A 23,112-nucleotide genomic window follows, 5' to 3' on the forward strand; every position below is an offset into this window, starting at 1 on the left:
GCGCACAGTCAAAAACAACCTGCCGGAAACCTTGATCCTGCGTCCGGCTGAGGATTTACTGCAACGGTTGCGACCGTGGTCGGCCCTATCCTAGTGGCGGAATGCCAGGAGGAGGAGAGCGCCAACAACACATGCCGCGAGTAAAAGTAGAAAAGTACTCACGCCCCCCCGAACTGCTTAGGGATTTGCGTCAGAACCTAAACCATTCGGACGGCACCATGAAGTTCCCGATAGCCGAGTCATGGTGATAAGTGCCGACGCGCTTTTCAACTGTTGCGGCTGCCAGAGTTCGTTTTTGGTTCGACTAATTGGCGCGGTGGCGCCTTTCAAGGCGATGTCGATCTGTTCGGTAAAAGAATGACCGCCAGCGTGACGCGACGCTTTTCGAGATCAACACGCTGTCCGGACCGACGTGGCTCTCAATGCAAGAGACGGTCGGCCGCTCGCGAGTTTGACACCAGCGCGGTTATTCGCGTGAACCGAAGACACGGCTTTAGCGGCACCGCGGATCTGGCTGCGGACGGGCACTCAGTTGTTGAGCTCGCCCGCGGTAACCAGACCAGTCGACGACATGCTGACCGCGGGATCACTTCGCCCCCTCGTCATTTGAAGAAACGCTCGCTGAGCGGTTTTGCCATCAGGCCACAAGTCCTGAGTGGTTTGCCAACTCCGAACGTGGAGCCAGCCCCACCGTCATCATTGCGACGCCGATCATGACGGCAAAGCTGCAAAGCTTAGCGCTCAACGAATTGGACTCTGGTCTTCTGATCACCACAAAAGGTAAAAAAATGGCGCCCGTAGGCGCCATTTTCTAAGCTGCTGGAGCCTTTACCTTCAGGCTACGGCCGTCGCGTCGGCTCCGATAGCTTGCGCCCGTGCAGCCAGCGTGATCCGGGTGCGGACCGGAACTTGCCTCTGCGCTTTCGCTCGGGGATAGGACAATTCGGTCATCGGCTTGCCCTCGGGGTAGAGCTCCTGATGTTCGGCCCAGTTGTCGAAGTTCAAACGATCCACGTTGTCGACGAAAGTTTCCGCCGGTGTATTTTCGGCCAGGATCAAAGAATGATCATCGAGCTCGACGTGATAGTAGACGAATACTTCTGGGACATTAGTTTCGCGCAGAATAGACGTGCCATTCACCAACGCTCCCGCTTGGACTAGTGCACCCTCGACCAAGAGGGCATGGTCTGGCGAAAGCAACAAGTCGCGAGAAGGCACGTTCTGCTCCAATGCACCTGCGAGCACCCGGATTGGCCAAACACGCATCTTATCAGCGAAGCGCGTGGAAACGGTCTGCACGCCGAGCCAGCTGACCGGCCTCACCTGGCCGTCACTCGTCAAGACGAGATCGCCGCGCTTAAGCTCTTCAACGGCAACCTCGCCATTCGGCGTCTGGATCATCGTGCCCGCCATGAAACAGGCTGCATCGGTGGTGATAGTGTCGAGAGTGCCGCTCTCCCCGATAGAGAAGTGCGCGTTGCGATAATCTCCCTGCAGAACCACCGTGCCGACTGTCGTGGAGCCCTGCTTGATGATCAGCGTTGTTTGCCCACCGCTAAAGCTCGTCGTGTAGGTCTCTGTGCCAGCGCCTGCCACCGTAAGCTTGATCTGATCGCCTGACTTGAAGCCGGTAACAACTCCATGAAAATTGCTCGACTCGCCGCTCATGCTTGAAAGGTCGAGCACGCCGGTAGCTGAATCGAAGGCGACGGTCGGCTTGATCGCAGCCGTACCCACCGCACCGTCAAACTTGAGGGTCCCGGTAGAAGCGACGTGGAAAATGGATGAGCTGGTTGTGTCGACTGCACCTTTGAATTCCAGCACCCCGCCACTTGCCGTAATCGTACCCGTTCCATTGACGGTCGTTCCCGTACCCACGGTACCGAAGCCGGTTAGCTTCGCGCCTGCACCGACGGTCAGTCCCGACGTATCGGTTAGCGTGCCTCCCGCCAAAAGAATCGTGCCGTTGGTGATTCCTTGCGCGCCTGAAATTGAGAGGGAACCAGAAGCACCAACTTCCAAAGTTTGGTTGACGTTGTTGATCGTGATGGCATCGATTGAAGCCGATCCACCCGAAAATTCCAGGGTGGAAGCAGATCCCGTTGCAATCGTGACATTGCCGGAACTGGCACCCGTCAGATCGACTTTTCCAACAAGATTAAGTACCCCTCCGCTGGCCGTGATAATCCCGGATTGGCTCGTATCCAATCCGTTCGACGTGCCAACATTCAAAGTCCCGAAGCCGCTGACGCTGGCCGAACCGTGAAGATGGATGCCGCCGGAGGCAGTCAGCGATCCACCGCCCAAGACGATGTGCGCACCGCTGACATCCTGTTGTAACGCGCCCACTATGGTAAGTGCACCCGTTGCGCCGATGGAAAGCGTCTGATCGGAGTCCGTCAGAGAAATTGCGGTCGACGAAGTCGCCGTACCATCGATTTTCAAAACTGAAGCGGTCGTGGTGCCGATCGCCAGCTTCACACCGCTGTTAATTGTCCCGAAGATGTCGAGCGTGCCACCGTTTGCAGTGACGGTTCCCGTACCACTGACCGTTGTCCCGGTAGCGATCGTCCCCGATCCGATGATCTGCCCCGGGCTTGTCAAAGTAATGCCAGAGGTGTCGGTGAGCGTGCCTCCATCCAGCTGGATCTTGCCGTTGGTCAACGTCTGAGCGCTGGTTAGCGTGAGATTTCCACTCGTGCCCACCTCAAGCGTCTGATTCGCGCTGCCAATTGTCAGCGCAGCAGCGATAACCGTGCCATCGATCTTCAAAACCGACGCCGACGAACTGGAAATGGCAAGTGTACGGTTGGTCACGGCTCCAGTGAGATCGAGGGTTCCACCAGTTGCTGTAATCGTTCCCGAATTCGCAATAGAAATAGCAACAGTACCCGTACCACTCAGGTTCGTGCCCGATGCAATTGTACCGGTACCCGAGATAGTACCTCCTGAGAGGGTCAGACCATTGCCGTCGGTTAGCTGCACCGTGCCGGACGCCCCGTCGAGCTTGACGGTATTGTTACCGATGGCCAAGGCGTTGGTGACGGACAGCGTGCCATTGGTATTGATTTCGAGGGTACCGCCCGTGCTCGAAAATGAAATCGTGGTCGCGCTGCTCGTCTTGTCCAACAGGAGCTTCGCTGTACTGACAATGGAGAGAGCTGCAATACTGGATACGGCACCATTGACTTCGAGCGTTCCGCCGCTTGCGACGACCGATCCAAGGCCCGTGATGGAGGTTCCAACATTTATTGTTCCACGGCCGGTGACGTCGCCCCCCGCAAGGGTAGAGATGCCTGCAGTGTCATTGATGACACCACCCGCGATAGTGATGCTACCAGTTCCAACAGAGATGCCAGTTGCCCCCGCCGGCAGTCACGTTCAAGGTGTTTGCACCTATCGCGAGCGTGTTTAGGCTATTGGAGATCGTCAGCGATTTTAGAGCAACGGAACTCGCAACATCCAAAGTAAGCGTCTGATTTCCAGAACGATTGAGAATCACATCATCGCCGGCCACAGGCACACCCGACGGACTCCAATTCCCAGCCGTGTTCCAGTTGTTGCCCGAGGACCAAGTCTTGCTCGCCATAATCAGCCCCTGCGTTAATTGTTTAAAAAACGATTACTATTTAGGAGCCGGACCTAATGCATTTTTAAAGACCACCCTCAATGGGGGCCGATTTGACTTGCATAAACTGCAAAGTTTTTGGCATGAATGGCAAACAGTACTATCAAGATAGCAAGACGTTGGCAGCGCCGCGCAAATAGTGATTAACATTAACAAAACGAGATTTGGTTAAAGAATTAAATCGATGAGCGATTCCGTGCGCCAGATACACGCCCAAAGAGGACCGTTCGCAAATTGGCAGCACGCGTGGGCACAAGTTTTCGATGTAGTAGAGGATCCTGATGAGGTTGCAACGTTTCGAGGCCACCTCACGAGCTATCCAGCGAACCAGTCCGTCTTGACAGAGTCGTCCAGCTCTCCTGTCCGACTGAGACGGACAACAGAAACAATCGCTCAGAACCGCCTCGACCATCTCGCCCTTCGACTAGTCCTTTCAGGCAGCGTTGCGGGGGTAGTTGGGCAACAAATCGTGGAGGCTCGGGGTGGAGACGTTTTCTTCGTCGATTTGTCGCAGACGCTTGACCTCCGCGTCTCCGCCCGAGAAAAAACTACGACCGAGATCACTCTCTGGGTTCCCCGCGCGCGCGTTCCGGCTTCTCTAATCGAAGACTTAGATTTGCACGGAATGCTTCTAAGGGGAACCACTCCTGTCGGTGCAATCGCTGGGTCGGCATTGCGCGCATTGGCGGAATGGGCCGGCAAGATGACGTCTCAAGAGATGGACGCGCTATCAAACGGCACCTTCGAGCTTGTCGCGCGTGCAATCGGCCCGCTGCTTCACAAAGCAAGACCAACGGGCGCAACCCCGCTGGTCTCATTCGTGACTATAAGGCGCTACATCGATCGAAATTTGACGACCGCCACTTTAAACCCCGACATGGTGGCAAAATCTTTTGGCTTATCGCGAGCGTCTCTCGCAAGATTATTTGAGCCGGTCGGAGGAGTTGCGAGCTATATTCGCGCCGCCAGACTGAAGCGGGCCTACCAAGAAATAACAGCTCTCGGCTTGTCCGATCGCCGGATCGGACAAATCGCGTTCGGATTGGGATATCAGAACATTAGCGCTTTTAATCGACTGTTTCAGAAAGCGTACGGCCTTAGTCCGCGCGAGGCGCGAAAAAGAATGGCCGATACCTCTCCAATACGAAGGGCGCTGCAAAATGAGCCCGGCCTATTGGCCCGGCTTTTGGCTGAGACAAACAATTCGCTACGTCCGCGGTGAAGACCCAAAGCAAGAAGACGACGCATTGCTGCGCCGCCTTCCAACGAAGACCACCAACCTAAGCAACGTGGTATTGCGGCGAAGATTCGAGCGCTTCCGCTCTCGCCGCAAGAACTATCCGAGTGCTTACCGGTACTTGGCGGTGGCTTTTTGCCCGCGGATATGGAAGTTCATCAATCTGCTTGCCGTGCGGATATAGCGCGACATGCTCCGCCCAGTTGTCAAACCCTAAGCGGTCCACGTTATCGATGAAAGTCTCTGCTGGCGTGCCTTCGGCAAGCACCAGCGAATGGTCTTCGACTTCAACATGATAGTACGTAAACGTTGCAGGAACTTCCGGTTCTCTCGTAATGGAGGAGCCGTTAACGAGTGCACCAGCCTGAATCAGCATGCCGTCAACAAGCAGCGCATGATCAGGTGAGATTAAAAGATCCCGCGTTGGCGTATTAGAGCCGAGAGCCCCCGCGCGGACCCGGATTGGAAGCGATCGCATCTTATCAGCAAAAACAGTCGATACCGTCTGGATGCCGACCCAATCGACCGGGACTGTGCGTCCATCATGGGTCAGCACGAGGTCGCCACGCTTGAGTGCTTCTACAGCCACATCACCCTGGGGCGTCCGGATCAGCGTACCGCTGTAGAAGCAGAATGTGACCTCGGCAGTTGTGTCGACATTCGTCAGCCTGCCGTGTTGGCCGTTCAAATTGCCGGAATACGCGGTATCCGTCAGAAAGAAATAGTTACCGTGGTTGTCCTGGATGATGATGCCGTTATGGCCAGCCAGATCCGCAGTCGCGAGGAAGGTATATTTGTTCCCGTTGCTCAGCGAGCCGCTTGCGACGTCGCGGATTTTGACCTTGTCGCCGTGATCGAGCGGATCATTTCCGGACTGGTCTACCGCCTTCACCCCAAAGGCGACCGGGTTGACGCCAGGTGACGTGGAATCGGCATCGACCAGTTTAAATGTTCCGCCCGTCTTTACCAACTCGTATGCGAAATTAAATTCCTCACTCGTTTTTGCAGCCATCGCCATAACCTCGAAATCCAATATTTAACCTAGCCCAAGTTCCTCATAACGGATTGCCAACGCCGTTGATATACGGTGAAACAAAATAACTGTAACTTGAGAAATAATGAGCAAATGGATTTACGATCTTTCCACTGGTCATCAGAGCTTGGGGGAGACAGCGGTGGTGAGTGGCTGGCAGCCGTATCGCCGATATTCACGTCGCCAACGCCTTTCCCAAACCAGAAGAGTGCCATCGATGTCTGGGCCAGCAGCAGTTTCGTCATCACCCAAAGCTCCTGCGATTGCGCGAGCCTCGTCCACGACCCGTCAAAATTTGGCCGGTTCGAGCAAGTGGGAATCTGCGTAATTCTGAGCGGGACGATCGACGAGCGCGCGAGCGGCGCAACAGGTCGGCTCGGCGACATCTTGCTCTTGGACCTGCGCGAGCCAATAGAATTGGTCCGCGAAAGCGAAAGGACCAATTCTTCCGAAATGACGTTGTGGCTGCCGCGGTCGCAACTGCCGGATCGGCTGAAGGGCCTTACAACTTTAAACGCGAGAGTGGTCAAGGCCGATCAACCGGGAACGGTCGTCGCAACCGCAGCCCTGCGAGCTTTACTCACTCAGTTGGACGCCACAACGCCGTCCGTTTTGGACCAGTTGGTGCGCGGCGTTGCGTCTCTGACAGCAGATGTCGTTGCGGCGGCTGCAGCCGCGGAGCCGAATGTACATACGCCCCACGCACCACCGTTAGAAAGCTTCGTGACGCTGTCACAATTCATCGAGACCAACTTGACTGCGCGGGACTTGGGCGCTGAGAAGCTCGCGCGTACGTACGCATACGACGAAGGCCGCCTGATTGACGCATGCGCGCAAGCGCGACGAGCTCTATGAAGGGCGTTGCGTGAAGATCAGGCAGCCTGCTGATCGGCGGAGTGTCGCCTTGGCGGAGGAGCTTCCATTCCCAGGGTAGCAGTTCGTGCAGACGCGATACGGGAAGATCGGCGATACGGGCGACGATATCGGCGAGCCAGGCCTTGGGATCGACATCGTTGAGACGACAGGTGGTGATCATCGTCAGCATGATGGCGGCGCGGTCGGCACCGCGCAGGCTGCCGGCGAAGGTCCAATTGCGCCTTCCCAGGGCGATGCCTCTCAATGCGCGCTCAGCACAATTGTTGGTCAAGCAGATCCTGCCATCATCGAGAAAGCGGGCGAAGTCGTCCCAGCGCCTGAGCATGTAATTCATGGGCTTCAGGACCTCGGAGGAGCGCGAGAGGGGTTCGCGCTCGAGGAGCAGCCAGGCATGCATGTCCTCGAGAAGCGGCTTGCTCTTTTCCTGGCGCACGGCGCACCGCTCGTCGGCGCCGCGGCCGTTGATGGCGCGCTCGATCTCGAACAAAGCGTCGAGGCGTCTGACCGCCTCCAACGCGATCGGCGAGACCGGTTTGCCCCTGTGGCCTTCCCAAGCGTTCTTCTCGATGTCGGCCAGCTCGAAGAAGCCCCGCCGCGCATGGGCGAAGCAAAACGCCGGCGTAATCGGCAGCACCTTCTTCTGCGGATCGAACAACGGCTCGAAGCCGTTGTAGCAATCAGCTTGCAGGATACCGGCGAAGGCGGCCAGATGCTTCTGTGGATGCTCGCCTCGACGGTCGCTCGAGGCGTAATAGACCGCCGCCGGTGGCGCTGGCCCGGCGAAGGGCCGGTCATCCCGCACATATGTCCAGATCCGACCGGTCTTGCACTTGCCCTTCGCCAGGATGCGGATGGTGGTGTCGTCGCCATGCAGGCGCTCGGCAGCAAGCACATGGCGTTCGATCAAGTGGAAGAGCGGCATGACGGCGAAGGTCCCGTGGCCGACCTGGTCGGCCAGCGTCGACAATGGCAGGTCGATCCCCGCGGCCTTAAAGCGCGCACTCTGGCGATTAAGCGGGATGTGCATGCCGAACTTGTCGAACAGAATCGTCGCCAGCAATTGTGGGCCGATGAAGCCGCGCGGCGTCGCGTGGAACGGCGCCGGCGGCTGGCTGATCTTCTCGCAGCCCTGCGAGCTTTACTCACTCAGTTGGACGCCACAACGCCGTCCGTTTTGGACCAGTTGGTGCGCGGCGTTGCGTCTCTGACAGCAGATGTCGTTGCGGCGGCTGCAGCCGCGGAGCCGAATGTACATACGCCCCACGCACCACCGTTAGAAAGCTTCGTGACGCTGTCACAATTCATCGAGACCAACTTGACTGCGCGGGACTTGGGCGCAGCACCTCCTGCTGAGAAGCTCGCGCGTACGTTCGGGCTTTCGCGCGCCTCGCTCTACCGGCTATTTGAACCAGTCGGTGGTGTCGCTTCCTATATACGAATGAGACGCCTTCACCGTGCCTACCAGGAACTAATGGCTCCTGGTTTTCAGAACCGGCGCATTGGGCCCATAGCATACGGCGCCGGCTTCCGAAGCATCCCCGCCTTCAATCGTGCGTTTCGTGCTACGTTTGGACAGCCACCCCGTACCACGCGGAAGACACAGGTCGCATTTCCCAAGTCCCGAGTTCTAACCATCGAAGAGATGGGACCTCTCGCACGCTGGCTCTCGGAGATATCGTAAGGCGGCTCGCGCGTTGATGGGGACCGCTCAATTGCCTCACGCAAAATGGCTATGCCCGACTGCGGACTCTAATCAACGCAATCGAACTCTAACGCTCGAGAGCTTCGTCATACTCTGCGCGGATCTTTTCTTCACTTTGCGGCATTCGGTCAAAATTGTTGGCAAGACCATGCCCCGCAAGAGCTTAGGGTCTCGTGCTACTGCATTTCATGACGTGAAGCTCGATACCGGCGGCAATCGAGCGCGCGGGTGAGATGTCAACCGTGCTTAACAACAGGTCCACAAAATCGAACGTGAAAAGCCTCACGATTCCACCGGTCTTGTCCTCCCTCCAAGCTACGATCTGGTGCTTGTTCGTGAAATCACTTTTCATCTCCCAGACCGTCTTGCCGTACTCAGTTCGAAACGCTGGGCGATCTGGGTCCCTGATAATCTTGAGTATGTTTTTTCCGACAACCTGAAGTCGGTACCGCACTAACGGCTTCTCAAGAACATCGCTGTCGATTCCAACGTCCCTATCGTCGTGCTCTGGAAATAGCGTCTTGCTCGCAAACGATTGATAGCAGTCAATCGTCATCTCCGGCAACGAATCCGCAGCCCGCTGTGCGCAAACAGACGAAGATGTAAGGATGGCAAAGCATGATAATATGATGAGCGCTTTCATTTAATTCTCCACTTGCTACCTTAACTCGTCGCAGAGATGACCGCTGTCCGCGGAAAAAGTTAACCCGGCAATCTCCTGAGTTTACCAGATAGCTTTGGCGCGAGCTCCCAAGGGATTCAAGATCGCAGGTTCAACTTGATCTCACGACGCTGTCGTTCTGAGTGCTGTTGGTCGGGTGTTCTTACTCGTAGAAGCAGCTGCAAGACGCTTCAGTGGCGCGGTTGAGCAAAGCCGCCCACGTAGAGAGATTCGCGGATCTTCTGAGATCAGGACGAACGTCGCAGCTTCGGCGGATAGGCAGGTCATAGGAAATACGTAAGTAATACTGCCAGACCTAATTCAGCTTTAATCACGCTCTGGTTGATTACTTACTACGGCAAGAGTGATACAAATTTGACGAGAATTTTGTCGATTTAATACTAGCTTATTGGCGGTGCCCAATTGAATTACACGGGCAGATTTGACGCCGCGGGTCCTGCTATCGATGGCCGGGAGTTTCACCCCTTCGCCTCGAGTCACGTGGATTCGTTTGCCGTACTGGCTCACGGACACGCGCCCGACGGCGCACTCCTCGTACCTGATCCCAATCTGTTATTTCACGGCGAGTACAAGCGTGCTGGCGTCGACCTCGTCCTCTCTAATGATGGGCGGGAGTTCGTCGTTCATGACTTTTTCAAGGGTGAGAAGCGCGCAGCGCTCTCTTCGCCCGACGGCGCCCATCTCAGCGGAGATCTTGTCAACGCGCTCGCCGGCCACGTTCAGTATGCTCAGGCAGCGCCGAGCACAGCGACAGCCCAAGTTATAGGCCACGTCACGAAGCTGGCGGGCAGCGCTACCGCGATCCGTAATGGCGTGTCGATTATCCTGAATAATGGCGACGACGTCGAGAAGGGCGACGTGCTGGTGACGGGTTCGGATACAACCCTGGGCGTCACCTTCATCGACGGTACAGTGTTCGGCCTGTCCTCAAATGCGAGGATGGTGTTGAACGAGATGATTTACGACCCCAATGGGTCGAGCAACTCATCGCTACTCAGCTTGATCGCGGGCACAATAACTTTCGTCGCTGGTGAGACCGCTAAGCACGGCGACATGAAGATCGATACTCCGGTCGCGACCATGGGGATCCGTGGGACCGCCGTGCTATCCCAGATAAGCTTCTTCGTGCCGCCGGGCGGTGGCGATCCGCAGCCCCAGGCGAATTTCCAGGTTCTGGTCGAGCCCGACGGCACCACGGGCTCCTACGTCCTGTTCGACAAGGTCACGCTGCTACCGATCGGCACAGTCAACCAAGCTGGACAAATGATCCAGGTCAGCGGCGGCAATGTTTCGATCTCCAATGCATTGTTGTCGCCAGATGTTCAGAAGCTGATCTCCGATGTGTTCTCGCTGAAGTTCAGCGCGAATTCGGACAATACCAGGCTCACGACGAATTTCACCGACACGGTCATCCCCGACAGCCGTGGTCTGGCGATGAACAGTGCAGGCGGCCAAGCCGGTATCCCGAATTTTAACTTTGCGATCGCCCCCGAAAAAACGGCTGCATTTAACCAACCGGGCGAACTGTTCATTCCGTTCATCTCGATCAAATCTGTCGATGTGATTCCTGCGTCAGATAAATCGAGTTTCACAATTGCCGATCAGGTTATCATCACCGATTCCAACCCTGCTGATGTTCTCGTTCCATACATCGCAGGGACCGGCACAATCAAATCTGTTAGCGGGCCCCCCGCCGCTCCACTCGGCCCCGATCTGGCAAAGCTTCTAACTCTCAATGCTGCCACTGGCGCAATCAGCTATGATCCGGCAAAGTTTGCTTTTCTTGGCGCCAATCAGAACGTCGTGATTGTAATCGAATTCGATAGCAGAGTCGGATCCGAAATCTTTCATAGGGCTCTATCCCTCACCATCACCGGAAGCAACGATCCGGCGGTGATCTCGGGAACAGGAACCGGTGCGGTGAAGGAAGACAGCGGGCTGACAGCGCACGGTGTGCTGATGGTCCAGGACATCGATACCGGGCAGGGTAACTTCCAGGCGCCGGCTTCACTCGTGGGAGCCTACGGCACTTTTACGTTCGATCCTGCCACCGGCGAATGGAGTTATACGCTCGACAACTCGGCCGCCAAGGTCCGGGCGCTCGCCGATGGCCAAGTCGTCCACGACACCCTGACTGTGAAGTCTGCCGACGGCACCGCCTCCCAGCTGATCGACGTCACCATCACCGGCAGCAACGATGCCGCGGTGATCTCGGGAACAGCTAATGGCGCGGTGAAGGAAGACGGCAAGCTGACTGCGGGCGGCACGCTGACGGTCCAGGATATCGACACGGGCCAGGACCATTTCCAGACACCTGCCTCCTTCGCCGGCAGCTACGGGACGTTCACGTTCGATCCTGCCACCGGCGAATGGAGCTACACGCTCGATAACTCTGCTGCCAAGGTCCAGGCACTCGCCGGCGGCGAGGTCGTCCACGATACCCTGACTGTGAAGTCGGCCGATGGCACCGCCTCCCAGCTGATCGACGTCACCATCACCGGCAGCAACGATGCCGCGGTGATCTCGGGAACAGCTATTGGCGCGGTGAAGGAAGACGGCAGACTAACTGCGTGCGGCACGCTCACGGTCCAGGATGTCGACACGGGCCAGGACCATTTCCAGACGCCCGCGTCCCTCGCCGGCAGTTACGGCACGTTCACGTTCGATCCTGCCACCGGCGAATGGAGCTACACGATCGATAACTCCGCCGCCAAGGTCCAGGCGCTTGCTGGCGGCGAGGTCGTCCACGACACGCTAACGGTGAAGTCGGGGGACGGCACCGCTTCGCAGCTGATCGACGTCACCATCGCCGGCAGCAACGATGCCGCGGTGATCTCGGGAACAGCTATTGGCGCGGTGAAGGAAGACGGCAGAGTAACTGCGTGCGGCACGCTCACCGTCCAGGATGTCGACATGGGCCAGGGCCATTTCCAGACACCTGCCTCCCTCACCGGAGCTTACGGCACGTTCACGCTCGATCCTGCCACCGGCGAATGGAGCTACACGCTCGACAACTCGGCCGCCAAGGTCCAGGCGCTTGCCGGCGGCCAGGTCGTCCACGACACCCTGACCCTGAAATCGGCTGACGGCACCGCTTCGCTGCTGATCGACGTCACCATCACCGGCAGCAACGATGCCGCGGTGATCTCGGGAACAGCTAATGGCGCGGTGAAGGAAGACGGCAAGCTGACTGCGGGCGGCACGCTGACGGTCCAGGATATCGACACGGGCCAGGACCATTTCCAGACGCCGGCCTCCCTCGCCGGCAGCTACGGGACGTTCACGTTCGATCCTGCCACCGGCGAATGGAGCTACACGCTCGATAACTCTGCCGCCAAGGTCCAGGCGCTTGCTGGCGGCGAGGTCGTCCACGACACCCTGACTGTGAAATCGGCCGACAGTTCCGCTTCTCAGCTGATCGACATTACCATTGCCGGAAGCAACGATGCCGCGGTGATCTCAGGGAAGCTGAGCGGCAATGTGGAGATACCCGATGACGGCCCGGGTAGCGGCAAGTTAATAGATACCGGCAAAGTAACCGACACCGACATCGACAATACTTCCAATACCTTCATACCGAAGCCTGCCGGGTCGGCCACTAGCAACGGCTACGGCACTTATCAACTGACGGCGTCCGGCATTTGGACCTATACGCTCGATTATTCAAACCCGACGGTACACAGGCTCGATGAAGGCCAACATCTCAAAGACACCTTCACCGTTCAGACCATTGATGGCACTGCCAAGGTCGCGACTATTACGATCAGCGATGATGATCCGCCGCATCGAGCTCCGGCTGGCGTCGCTGGCTCCGAAATCAATCTCGGCTTAGCCGACCCGTTCTTGCAATCTGGCGCCATAGTCACTGTCACACTCGCCGGCGTTGCGGACGACTGGACCGTAATCGATGGAGTTCGAAGCGCTGATGGTACTTGGTCGGTGCAACCAGCCGATCCTGGATCTCTGTCGATAACAACGCCGGGTACTTTCGAAGGCGCCGCGGTTCTAAAAATAACTGAAGTGGTCACCACGCAGGACGGTACAAGTACGAACCACGTCGTCGCTGACAATGTTGAAGCTTACGCCCAAGGAACGCCAATCTTCGCTTATGCAGGCGACGATTTCCTTACGGCGGCGAGCGGTCATGACTTGATCGTGTTCTCGCAACCCATTGGTCATGACCTCCTTTACAATTTCGATGTTCGTGCCGATCAAATCGATCTGATCGGCTTTTCCGCCACCGACTTCGGCGACGTTCAAGCGCACATGCTGGACGATGTCTCCGGCAGCGCCGTCATTGCGCTGCGTGACGAGCAATCTATTACGCTACCGGGCATCTCATCCTCTTCGCTAACGGCAAGCAATTTCGTTTTCGATCTGGCACCAGCGTTCAGCAATGTTGGCACGATGTCAGTTTCTGACGGAGCCTTACTCCCGATCAGTGGAGAAATGAACAATACCGGCACCGTCCTAGTAAGCGCGGCAGGCGACGAAACCATCGTGCAGCTCATTCAACCCGGATTGACGCTTAAGGGGGGCGGGCAATTTTTGCTCTCGGATGATAACAGCAACATCATTTCGGGAACCAGCCCGAATGTCACCCTGAACAACGAAAACAACGTCATCTCCGGTGCAGGTCAATTGGGCAACGGACAACTGAACTTCATCAACGCCGGCAACGTCAACGCGACAGGCAACCAACCGCTTATCATCGACACTGGCTCGAATGTGATCCACAACGCGGGAATTTTGGAGGCTTCTGGACCAGGAGGCCTGATCGTTGTCAGCGCAGTCGACAATTCGGGCTTCCTCAGGGCGAATACTGCCAATCTGACGGTCAAAGGTGCCGTTAGTGGAAACGGCACAGCGATTATCGATGGCCCAAGCCTGCTTGAGTTCGAGGCCGCTTCAAACGCCAACGTGGTTTTTGGCCTGGCTAGTGGCGGCACCCTGTCGCTCGGAGATGCCTTCCATTTCAACGGTACGATTTCAGGGTTCAACGATTTGGACGTTATCGAGTTGAACAACTTCAACCCCGATTCAGCCACTATCAGTTACGTCCAGAATGCGAACACCGGCGGCACGCTAACCATCGCAAACGGAGCAGAAGTCGCTCACCTGACTCTTCTTGGCGACTACACTGCGGACTCTTTCAATCTTGTTTCCAATTTACCGGGCCACGCACTGGTCACGTACGCCCACCAAGGGATCATCTCATAAGCATTTCCATTACAAGATCTTTTTAGCACCGGGGAGGTAGCGATGAGGGACTATCAATCCATGTCGTTGGACGACCTTTTGCTTCATCATCATGAAATTAGCGAGACGATCCAACAACGAACCAATCTAAAATCTCACCTGACCAAGCCGCGGAAGCCATATCCGCGTGTCCGTCCAAAATACCGAAACCCAAACAATCCGTCACAGACGTGGTGTGGACGCGGGAGTCAGCCGCGATGGGTACACGACCTACTTGCGGCAGGAACAACACTCGAAGATCTAAAACTCAAATAACCCATGATCCTGTCGGACGTCGACCTTCGATGCTGACTTGTTCGATGCTGCGGTTTGAGGCGGCTCATGATCGACTCGACTTGAGCACCAGCAGCTCGGAGAGCTTCACCATCGCGTGCTCGCCCCTTTTGGCAGATCAGCGGGAGTTAGCTTTGCCAACCATCTGCTCGCTACGACCGATGACGATCAACGGCAGAAGCCCCCGGATCTTGAGAAGCACCCGAATTATCCCAGCCGAATCAAACGATCAAGTTCACGGTGCATAGCCTGGCTCCAACCTGGCATCGACACACCGAAGGCCTGGCGGAGCCTTGACGTGTCCAGCCGCGAATTGGCAGGCCTGATTGCTTTTGTGGGAAACTCGCTGGTCGCGATGGCGTGAATCGTCGCAGACTTGACTGCCTGACCTCTCATCTTGAGGCCATCCACGATCGCTGTTGCGAAGCCATGCCAGGACGTCGTGCCGGCGTTTGCCAGATGGACGAGCCCCTCTGCCGCCGCGAAATCCTCGGCCAAATCCGTAGTGTTTGTGCGTCGATCAATGATGGCCGATGTCGCCTCTGCGATTGAAGCCGCCGCCGTTGGGGCGCCAAACTGGTCCGCCACCACCCGCAATTCGTCACGCTCGCGCGCCAAACGCGTCATCGTGCGAAGGAAGTTTGTTCCCTGTGCGGCGTACACCCACGACGTTCGCAGGATGAGGTGGGCTGCGCCAGATGCCTGGATTGCTCGCTCTCCCTCCCACTTGCTACGCCCATAACTTGAGAGGGGTCCGCATCTGTCCCCTTCGCGCCAGGGTGTCTCGCCGGATCCATCGAAGACATAGTCTGTAGAGAAATGGATCAGGGGAACGTTACGTTTACGGGCCCAAGCGGCCATGGCGGCGGGAGATGCTGCGTTCACGCGCAGAGCGAGTTCTGCCTCATCCTCAGCCTTGTCGACAGCTGTGTAAGCAGCTGGATTAACGATGAGGTCGGGCGCTAGGCCATCTAACGCTTCAGCTACGGTCTCAGGCCGAGAAAGATCGAGTTCCGCACGCTGCGGCGCCAAGACCACGTGTGAAGTATTCAGCAGAGGCAACAGCGCTCCACCAACCTGCCCACTGGTCCCGGTCAGAAGGATTCGCATTACACTTGCCCGTAAGTCGGCAAATTCTTCACGTCCGCGAGCAAAGGCGCCTCCGCGTCACGCGGCGACAATGACGGGTTGGGAATGCCCCAATCGATCCCGATGGCGGGATCATCCCATCGGACGACAAGTTCGTCCTTTGGGCTGTAGAGATCATCGCATTTGTAAAAGAAATCCGCCGTTTCAGACAGCACCGCGAACCCGTGCGCGAAACCTCGAGGCACCCACAATTGCCTGCGATTTTCCTCGCTAAGTTCAACCGCCACATGCCGCCCGAAATTCGGACTTCCAACACGGACATCTACGGCAACATCCAATACCGTGCCCCGCACGACACTGACGAGCTTGCCTTGTGTCGAGGGGTTTTGTAGGTGAAGGCCGCGAAGCACCCCATAGGACGACCGCGACATGTTATCCTGCACGAACGGGCGGCTGACACCGTGTTCGGCGTAGCGGTCGAACCGGTAGGTTTCGAGGAAAAAGCCCCGCTGGTCGCCAAATAGCTTGGGTTCAATAACCAAAACCTCAGGAAGCGTAGTCGCAATAACATTCATTGTGATATATGAGGGGCTCGAAAACCTTGTTTACTCTAGATCTATAGCGAACTTGTGCCGGCTATTCCATCTGATACGTTTTAATTGGTAAATTTGTGAGAGGGCCATGAAGGGCATCATACTCGCCGGCGGAACTGGCTCGCGCCTCTACCCCGTGACCACCGTTGTATCCAAGCAATTGCTTCCGGTTTTCGACAAGCCGATGATCTATTATCCCCTTTCCACGCTGATGCTGGCGGGTATTCGCGACATTCTGATCATTTCGACCCCTCTGGACAAACCTCTGTTTCAACGCCTGCTCGGCGACGGATCAGACATCGGCGTACGGTTCTCATACGAAAGCCAGGACGCTCCCCGTGGACTGGCTGACGCCTTCATCGTTGGCCGCGAATTTGTGGGCCAGGATTCGGTCGCCCTGATCCTAGGCGACAACATCTTCTACGGCCATGGCCTTCCAGAGATGCTCGCCCACGCCGGGGCTCGAAAAAAGGGCGCGACGGTGTTTGGCTATTACGTGAACACGCCGGAGCAGTATGGTGTCGTCGAGCTCGATACCACCGGCCGAGCGTTGTCAATTGAGGAAAAGCCCAAGCAACCCAAATCTAACGTGGCGGTTACGGGCCTTTATTTCTACGACAATGACGTCCTGGACATCGCCGCGAATGTGAAGCCGTCCGCCCGCGGAGAAATCGAAATCACCGACGTCAACAACGCTTATCTCGAGCGCGGTGATCTCTTTGTCGAGGTGCTCGGGCGCGGATTTGCGTGGCTTGATACGGGTACGCATGCCTCTCTCGTGGAGGCCAGTCACTTCGTACAGATCCTGGAGCAGCGCCAGAGTTTGCGGGTCGCTTGCCCCGAGGAAATTGCCTTGCGGCAGGGCTACATCTCTCTGAAAGCTTTCGAGAAAGTGGCAGAGAAGACAGCCAAGAGTAGTTACGGGGAATACTTGAAATCGGTTGCTCGCTCTTTCCAACAGTAATTTCAATCACGGAGGGCGCTCCAGATGCGCTTCAAAGGCTCAACGATCTTCGTGACTGGGGGGGCCGGCTTCATCGGCTCTGCCGTGGTGCGACATCTGTTGCGCGATACACATGCGCGCGTTGTCAACATCGATAAGCTCACCTACGCGGCTAATCTCGACTCCTTACCTGGCGCCGAAGGCAATCCGCATTATCAGTTCGAGAGGCAGTGCATTTGCGAAGGCGCCTCACTTCGCAAGTTGTTCGAGAAGTATCAACCCGACGCGGTGATGAATCTCGCCGCCGAGAGCCATGTCGACCGCTCAATCGATGGTCCAGATGAATTTGTTCAGACCAACATCGTAGGTACTTTCACGATCCTGCAGGAGACCCTACGCCATTGGCGAACCCTGTCTCCCGAGAAGCGTGCGACGTTCCGCTTCCTCCACATATCCACCGACGAGGTCTTCGGCTCGCTGGGCGATGAGGGGCTCTTCACGGAGACGACAGCCTACGCCCCGAACTCCCCCTACTCTGCCAGCAAAGCTTCGTCTGATCATCTGGTACGCGCCTGGCGGGAGACCTACGATCTGCCGACGTTGGTGACGAATTGTTCGAACAATTACGGGCCGTTTCACTTTCCGGAGAAGCTGATCCCGCACATGATCATCAAGGGTCTCGCCGGCGAACCGTTGCCGGTCTATGGCGATGGCAAGAATATCCGCGACTGGCTCTATGTCGAGGATCATGCCAAGGCTTTGACCACGGTTCTCGAACGCGGCAACATCGGCGAGACCTATAACGTCGGTGGCCGTAACGAACGTACCAATCTGCAGGTCGTCCAGACAATCTGTGACCTTCTTGATGACATGGCCCCTACAAGCGATGGATTGCGCCGTCGGCTCATTTCGTTTGTTACTGACCGTCCCGGCCACGATCATCGCTATGCAATCGACGCTTCAAAGCTCGAGCGACAACTTGGCTGGGCCGCCGAAGAAACTTTTGAAAGCGGAATCGAGAAGACGGTGAAGTGGTATCTCGATCATAAGCCGTGGTGGGCCGCAATTTTGGAGCGGGGCTATACGGCCAAGCGCGTAGGCATAAAGCTTTAGATCTGCGGCATCAGTCCTAAGCTGACTTTTTAGCCCTCTGCCGGTTGCGGCTGATGGAGGGGTTCAACCAAGATGTGCTCCACAACAATTTTGCCGCTGTGCTCCAAGTGACGCCGCGAATGCACCTTCTGAATGCTCGTTAATTCGATAAACCATCGCGCTTCCAGAACTCATCAGTTTTGCGCTTGCGAATGAAGCCTTGCGCGACTTGCTCAAACCAAAGGTCCACATAACGAAGTCTGTTTCTAACATGCGCTGGCGTGGGTTCGCCATCCGGAAAGCTTCCGGCATCAACATGAGCTAAGCGCCTGAAGCGACCCGGGCGATGCTCGGTGCTGCACCCAACCCGCAGCAGCCTCTCTCGAAGATCCACGTCCTCGAATCCCCATCCCCAATAGTCGTTCATTCGCGAGCTAAAGTGCTCCTTGCTCATTAAAACGACTGCGCTAAAAAGCTGCCGAACAAATTCCGGGGTGAAGCTAGAGTTGAGCCCGTCCGATATCGCCATCGCAGGCCTCTCTGACAGGCGATAGTCCGCCTCTTCGGGCAAGAGGTCTACGTCATGGAAACAGACATAATCGACGTCCGGCGCTATTGCCTGAAATCCAGCGTCGTTAACGAAACCGCGATTGAAGGGAAGATTGCCGGCCTGCTCTGAAACCATAATCCGGACGGCAACTGTCGAGCAGAGCGTGTCCCGAGCAAAGAAGGCCAGTAAGTGCGGAATGAGTGCCGCAAGGTGTTCCGACCTGTCGCGATAGGGAACAATGATCCCGAGGGTTGTCGGCATTCATTTCCAGCTTACAGGCGGTATACGGCGGTCACCGAGTGATGCACCGCCATTCAGTCCCCCTGCTAGTATTAAGTCCAATCCCGTTTTTGGGTATATGAATCCTCTATTCATGGTAGAGCCGAGCGTAAAGTTCATTTTCATGGCCGCAACTAACGTTCTGACGCCGGTCCATTTTCCTCAGCTAGGGCCGTGTTAAATAGGTTCGATGATCCGCCATATTGGCTCCCCTCATCTAAGTCATTCGATGCAAGGTCCATTAGAAAATAGCGAAGCAACCGAGAAGTTGGCGGACTTTCAGCTCCCGACGCCGCTGAAACTGCGCGGAGCTTGATCGAGCAAGGCCGGCAACTCCGGAAAGCCAATGATCGTGTCGGATCGCTGGCGGCGTTTGCCCGAGCAACCGATGCTGACCCTTCGAACGTAACCGCTGCGATCGAATGCGGTTATGATCATCTTCACCTCGTCCAGATCCCCGAGGCACGGGATGCCTTCGAGCGCGGCCTTGCGCTTGATGCCGACAACAAGTCAGGCCTGATCGGCTTGGGTCACACCTTTAGGCATCTACGTGATCTCGCGGAGGCCCAGCGCTGCTTTCAGCGCGTCCTCGAACTCGAGCCCGGTCATGCGGGCGCATCCATGGGGCTCGGTTACACTTTGAAATCGCTGGGCCGCAGCGATCAGGCGCTTGACGCGTTCCTGTCGGCCGCAAAGACCAGCCCCACGAACACTGCCGCGAAGGTCGAGGCTGCGAACATCCTTCGCGATACTAACCGTATCGACAACGCCATTGCCCTGTTGCAAGACGTCATCGAGCAGGGCCCATCAAATGCGGGACATATCTCGGCTCTCGCGCGGCTGTTGAAGCAATCGGGCCGCAATCTGGAAGCGGCTGAAACGTTTCGAAAGCTCATTACGGTTGACCCCACCGACATTACTTATCGTATAGAACTCGGTCATATTCTTCGTGACATCGACGCCCTCGACGAGGCCCTCGAGGTCTTGACCGCAGTCCTGGAGCAGGAGCCTGCGAATGCCAGTGCATGGGTCGCGATGGGCTGGCTGCATCGCAAGGCTGCAAGGCTTGACCCTGCTGCAGAGGCGTTCCGGCGTGCGGTTGACCTGCAACCCACAAATGCCGGGTCGCTGCACGCGCTTGGCATCAGCGAGCGAGACCGCGGCAACCATGGGGCTTCGCTGGACTGTTTCAACCGTGCTCGCGATGTCGATCCAAGGGCACTCTATATTCGGCAAGAGATCTGCAATTCGTTGCGAAATCTCGGACGTTTTGACGACGCCGCCGCCCAATACCGGGACGCCCTGAGGGATTGGCCGGCATCACGAGAGTTGCACCTTGGACTGGGCTATGCGCTCCGAAGCGCCGGACACAGCGACGAGGCCTTGGCCGCTTTTATGCGGCCACGGGAGACGATCCGGCGCATCCGAACGCGCCCATCGAGGCCGGTCACGTGCTCTTGAAGCTCGGCCGGCCGACCGAAGCGGTTGAGCGTTTCCGGGAAGCGCTTACGCGCGCGCCGGGGAATCCGTCGGCCTTGGTTGGCCTTAGCTACGCACTTCGCCGCCTGGGGCAGTTAGATCAGGCCGAGACAGCCCTGCGCGAGGTGCTGGCCACACAACCAGGCCATGGCGGCGCCCGCGTGGCGCTTGGTCATCTGCTTGACGCCCAATACCGGCTGGACGAAGCGGCCGAGCTGTTCTTGCAGGTCATCGCCAGCCAGCCCGATCACGCCGAGAGTTACGGGGCTCTCGGCAACATTCATCGGCGGCGCGGAGATCGCGATGCCGCGCTCGCGTCGTTCCGCCGGGCGGCGGCTGCTGAGCCAGCCAACGAAATGCGGCTCCTTGATGTGGCCGTCGAGCTGAGAGATCTGGGCCAGCTGGACGAGAGTGCCGCGGTCATCAATCGAGTGCTTGCCTCGGCTCCCACGGAAGCGCGTGCGTTGATGCAACGCGGGCAGCTGCTGCGCCGGCAGGACCGCCGGGACGAGGCGCTGGTGGTGTTCAAGCAGCTGATCGCCCATCACCCGGACAATGCCCAGGCGATGGTTGAAGCGGCGAGCGAGGAGCGTGCGCTCGGCCGCCCGCAGCTTGCGACACAATGGCTTGATCAAGCCCTTATCGCCGAGGCCGATCACGTCGGAGCCCTAATCGGGCTCGCCGAATTGGCCATGCAAAGCGACGATGCGGAAGGGGCCCTGGAGATTTATCGCCGCGCAGCGGCCGCACATTCTAACAATGTTTGGGCATGGCTTGGCGGTGCGCGAGCTGCTTTCGAAGCGGGCTCGCGCGATGAAGCTTTCCGCTTGATCGCAGAAGCTCGTGAGCGGCTCGGATCGCATCCCGAGATGGCTGGGATGGAAATCGAGCTGCTGCGCCAACTGCGAGAATGGACCCGGGCGCAAGAGACGATCGATCAGGCCTTGGCCGAGGCGCCGCGTCCAAATTTCTGGCTCTGGTCGCATAAGGTCCAGATTGCGACCATGACCGGCGACTACGTGCTGGCCGAGCAGGAGTTGAATGGCCCGACGCCGGCCTCGAGCGTAACCGACCACGCGCGGGTCGAGTTGCTTCGCGGGCAGCTTGCCGAGGCCAGATTCGCCTACGGCGAGTCGATCCCGGCCTATCAGGAGGCCATTCGCCTCAATCCCAGCGATGCATGGGCCCATTTCGAGCTCGCGCGCGCGGCATTGATGAGCCTCGACATCGATACATCACGGAAAGCGCTCGCGAACTTCATTCGTGTCAGCAGATCCTCGCTTCTCCTCAAAGGTCAGTCCCTCAGCCCGTCGCAAAATCACGTCGGACAATTGCTCGACGAGTTCGTCCTGGATGCCGATGCCTTGGCGGAACTGCAAAGCATCATGTCTGGCGATCCCGCAGTTCAATTCGGCCGATTGCGAGCGATGCTCGCGGCTTATCCGGACTACACGCCAGCTGCGATGCTTCTGGCGATCGCGCTGCGCCAAAATGGCCGATTTGCAATACCGCCAAAATCGGATCCGGGAGCTCAGAGTCCAATCCCGCGGCACATCGTGCAATTCTGGGATCGGGATCCGCCGAAAGATGTGACTGAGCTGATGGGATCGTGGCGGGAATTCAACCCAAGTCACCGCTGGACTTGTTTCGATAATGACAGCGCGAGAGAATTCCTCAGGCGTGAATTCGGTGTGCAGGTCCTTCGTGCCTACGATCGCGCCGTCGTACCGGCTCAACAGGCCGACCTGTTCCGCCTCGCCTGGCTTGCGGCGCGAGGCGGCATCTATGCGGATGCCGACGACCGATCCCTTGCACCGATCGACAGCTATCTTCATCCAGAGGCGACACTGGCAGTGCATCAGGAGAACTACGGTTCGATCGGCAACAATTTCATCGCCGTGACGCCGGAGCACCCTGTCATCGTCCGCGCCCTCGATATGGGCACCGCGGCCATGAACCGCGGCGATACCGATCTGGTTTGGCTTTCGACGGGCCCAGGTCTCCTGACCCGCGCATTTGCGCTGGAGTGGGCAAGCGGACGCCCCGGTGGCCTACTTCGACGAACTCAAGTACTCGATCTCGGCCATCTCCAACGCGTGATCGGCATCCACTGCCCCGTCCGTTATAAATCAACAGACAAGCACTGGAGCCGCACGGCGTTTCGCCGAAAAGGGAAGCCACGCTAACCGAGCTCTAAAAGGTCATCCCCATCCTGGCAAGGTTTATCATTGTCTAATCCACCCTCGCATTGGACGTTACCTTCGCAGCCGGGTAGCAAACGAATATTCGATCAGAACAAATTCGTCTTCTTCTCGACGCCCTCTACGGCCAGTTCGAGGAGCCCGCTGGGTCGGCGCCGACGGACTGAGGCAGGTCACTGCAACACCGTAGCCCTCT

15 protein-coding genes and 2 pseudogenes are annotated in these 23,112 nt (G+C 57.4%); 10 read left to right on the forward strand and 7 right to left on the reverse strand.

Going from position 1 to position 23,112, the window contains the following annotated elements; genetic code table 11:
• Positions 1-834: 834 nt before the first annotated feature.
• The gene (locus ACVIN2_RS12040; RefSeq protein ID WP_456765759.1) at positions 835-3,129 is read right to left on the reverse strand and encodes a Hint domain-containing protein; all 2,295 of its coding nucleotides are present in this window, start codon (positions 3,127-3,129) and stop codon (positions 835-837) included.
• 683 nt (positions 3,130-3,812) lie between these two features.
• Between ACVIN2_RS12040 and ACVIN2_RS12045 the strand changes: the two genes are divergently transcribed.
• Positions 3,813-4,850, forward strand: a complete 1,038-nt coding sequence (locus tag ACVIN2_RS12045) for a helix-turn-helix domain-containing protein (protein WP_456765760.1) — start codon at positions 3,813-3,815, stop codon at positions 4,848-4,850.
• A 58-nt stretch (positions 4,851-4,908) separates the two neighbouring features.
• On the opposite strand, the gene ACVIN2_RS12050 is transcribed toward ACVIN2_RS12045, so the two are convergent.
• Positions 4,909-5,898 carry a Hint domain-containing protein gene (locus ACVIN2_RS12050; protein WP_456765761.1) on the reverse strand — a complete coding sequence of 330 codons (990 nt, stop codon included), beginning with the start codon at positions 5,896-5,898 and terminating at the stop codon, positions 4,909-4,911.
• Between the two features lie 93 nt (positions 5,899-5,991).
• Here ACVIN2_RS12050 and ACVIN2_RS12055 point away from each other — a divergent pair, with 93 nt between their 5' ends.
• Positions 5,992-6,753 (forward strand): hypothetical protein, encoded by a 762-nt coding sequence (locus ACVIN2_RS12055; RefSeq protein ID WP_456765762.1) that lies wholly within the window; start codon positions 5,992-5,994, stop codon positions 6,751-6,753.
• Between the two features lie 17 nt (positions 6,754-6,770).
• On the opposite strand, the pseudogene tnpC reads toward ACVIN2_RS12055, so the two are convergent.
• Positions 6,771-7,900, reverse strand: a pseudogene (gene tnpC / locus ACVIN2_RS12060) (IS66 family transposase); the annotation flags it as partial.
• A 159-nt stretch (positions 7,901-8,059) separates the two neighbouring features.
• Here tnpC and ACVIN2_RS12065 point away from each other — a divergent pair.
• Complete coding sequence (locus tag ACVIN2_RS12065) at positions 8,060-8,455, forward strand: helix-turn-helix transcriptional regulator (protein ID WP_456769696.1); 396 nt, start codon at positions 8,060-8,062, stop codon at positions 8,453-8,455.
• Between the two features lie 184 nt (positions 8,456-8,639).
• On the opposite strand, the gene ACVIN2_RS12070 is transcribed toward ACVIN2_RS12065, so the two are convergent.
• Positions 8,640-9,119, reverse strand: coding sequence for a hypothetical protein (locus tag ACVIN2_RS12070; RefSeq protein WP_456765763.1), 480 nt, complete (start codon positions 9,117-9,119; stop codon positions 8,640-8,642).
• Between the two features lie 441 nt (positions 9,120-9,560).
• Between ACVIN2_RS12070 and ACVIN2_RS12075 the strand changes: the two are divergent.
• The 3 genes and pseudogenes from ACVIN2_RS12075 to ACVIN2_RS12085 form a co-directional block, all read left to right on the forward strand.
• A pseudogene (locus tag ACVIN2_RS12075) lies at positions 9,561-10,631 on the forward strand (FecR family protein); the annotation flags it as partial.
• A 330-nt stretch (positions 10,632-10,961) separates the two neighbouring features.
• Positions 10,962-14,378 (forward strand): VCBS domain-containing protein, encoded by a 3,417-nt coding sequence (locus ACVIN2_RS12080; RefSeq protein WP_456769697.1) that lies wholly within the window; start codon positions 10,962-10,964, stop codon positions 14,376-14,378.
• Positions 14,379-14,438: 60 nt separating this feature from the next.
• A complete protein-coding gene (locus ACVIN2_RS12085) occupies positions 14,439-14,672 on the forward strand; it encodes an H-NS histone family protein (protein WP_231171148.1) in 234 nt (77 codons plus the stop codon).
• Positions 14,673-14,897: 225 nt separating this feature from the next.
• Here ACVIN2_RS12085 and rfbD read toward each other — a convergent pair whose 3' ends face one another.
• Both rfbD and rfbC read right to left on the reverse strand, forming a co-directional pair.
• Positions 14,898-15,800, reverse strand: a complete 903-nt coding sequence (gene rfbD, locus ACVIN2_RS12090; protein WP_456765764.1) for a dTDP-4-dehydrorhamnose reductase — start codon at positions 15,798-15,800, stop codon at positions 14,898-14,900.
• Entirely contained in the window at positions 15,800-16,354 is a 555-nt protein-coding gene (rfbC, locus tag ACVIN2_RS12095) for a dTDP-4-dehydrorhamnose 3,5-epimerase (RefSeq protein WP_456765765.1), read from the reverse strand. Before rfbC ends, rfbD begins: the two co-directional genes overlap by 1 nt.
• Positions 16,355-16,460: 106 nt before the next feature.
• On the opposite strand from rfbC, the gene rfbA reads away from it, so the two are divergent.
• Together rfbA and rfbB are read left to right on the forward strand one after the other, a co-directional pair.
• A complete protein-coding gene (gene rfbA, locus ACVIN2_RS12100) occupies positions 16,461-17,336 on the forward strand; it encodes a glucose-1-phosphate thymidylyltransferase RfbA (protein ID WP_456765766.1) in 876 nt (291 codons plus the stop codon).
• A 24-nt stretch (positions 17,337-17,360) separates the two neighbouring features.
• On the forward strand, positions 17,361-18,428 hold the full coding sequence (rfbB, locus tag ACVIN2_RS12105) for a dTDP-glucose 4,6-dehydratase (RefSeq protein WP_456765767.1): 1,068 nt from the start codon (positions 17,361-17,363) through the stop codon (positions 18,426-18,428).
• 139 nt (positions 18,429-18,567) lie between these two features.
• Here the strand turns inward: rfbB and ACVIN2_RS12110 are convergent, their stop codons facing one another.
• Entirely contained in the window at positions 18,568-19,218 is a 651-nt protein-coding gene (locus ACVIN2_RS12110) for a galactosyltransferase-related protein (protein WP_456765768.1), read from the reverse strand.
• Between the two features lie 330 nt (positions 19,219-19,548).
• On the opposite strand from ACVIN2_RS12110, the gene ACVIN2_RS12115 reads away from it, so the two are divergent.
• Positions 19,549-20,697 (forward strand): tetratricopeptide repeat protein, encoded by a 1,149-nt coding sequence (locus ACVIN2_RS12115; protein WP_456765769.1) that lies wholly within the window; start codon positions 19,549-19,551, stop codon positions 20,695-20,697.
• Entirely contained in the window at positions 20,688-22,901 is a 2,214-nt protein-coding gene (locus tag ACVIN2_RS12120) for a tetratricopeptide repeat protein (protein WP_456765770.1), read from the forward strand. Before ACVIN2_RS12115 ends, ACVIN2_RS12120 begins: the two co-directional genes overlap by 10 nt.
• The last annotated feature ends 211 nt before the right edge of the window (positions 22,902-23,112 follow it).

The sequence above is a fragment of the Bradyrhizobium sp. USDA 3650 genome (assembly GCF_054057395.1).

Bases quoted from the DNA above. Each gene is read 5' to 3' on its own strand.
- rfbD (WP_456765764.1), bottom strand. From the start codon at position 15,800: ATGCGAATCCTTCTGACCGGGACCAGTGGGCAGGTTGGTGGAGCGCTG.
- ACVIN2_RS12110 (WP_456765768.1), bottom strand. From the start codon at position 19,218: ATGCCGACAACCCTCGGGATCATTGTTCCCTATCGCGACAGGTCGGAA.
- ACVIN2_RS12055 (WP_456765762.1), top strand. From the start codon at position 5,992: ATGGATTTACGATCTTTCCACTGGTCATCAGAGCTTGGGGGAGACAGC.
- rfbC (WP_456765765.1), bottom strand. From the start codon at position 16,354: ATGAATGTTATTGCGACTACGCTTCCTGAGGTTTTGGTTATTGAACCC.
- rfbB (WP_456765767.1), top strand. From the start codon at position 17,361: ATGCGCTTCAAAGGCTCAACGATCTTCGTGACTGGGGGGGCCGGCTTC.
- ACVIN2_RS12070 (WP_456765763.1), bottom strand. From the start codon at position 9,119: ATGAAAGCGCTCATCATATTATCATGCTTTGCCATCCTTACATCTTCG.
- ACVIN2_RS12045 (WP_456765760.1), top strand. From the start codon at position 3,813: ATGAGCGATTCCGTGCGCCAGATACACGCCCAAAGAGGACCGTTCGCA.
- rfbA (WP_456765766.1), top strand. From the start codon at position 16,461: ATGAAGGGCATCATACTCGCCGGCGGAACTGGCTCGCGCCTCTACCCC.
- ACVIN2_RS12085 (WP_231171148.1), top strand. From the start codon at position 14,439: ATGTCGTTGGACGACCTTTTGCTTCATCATCATGAAATTAGCGAGACG.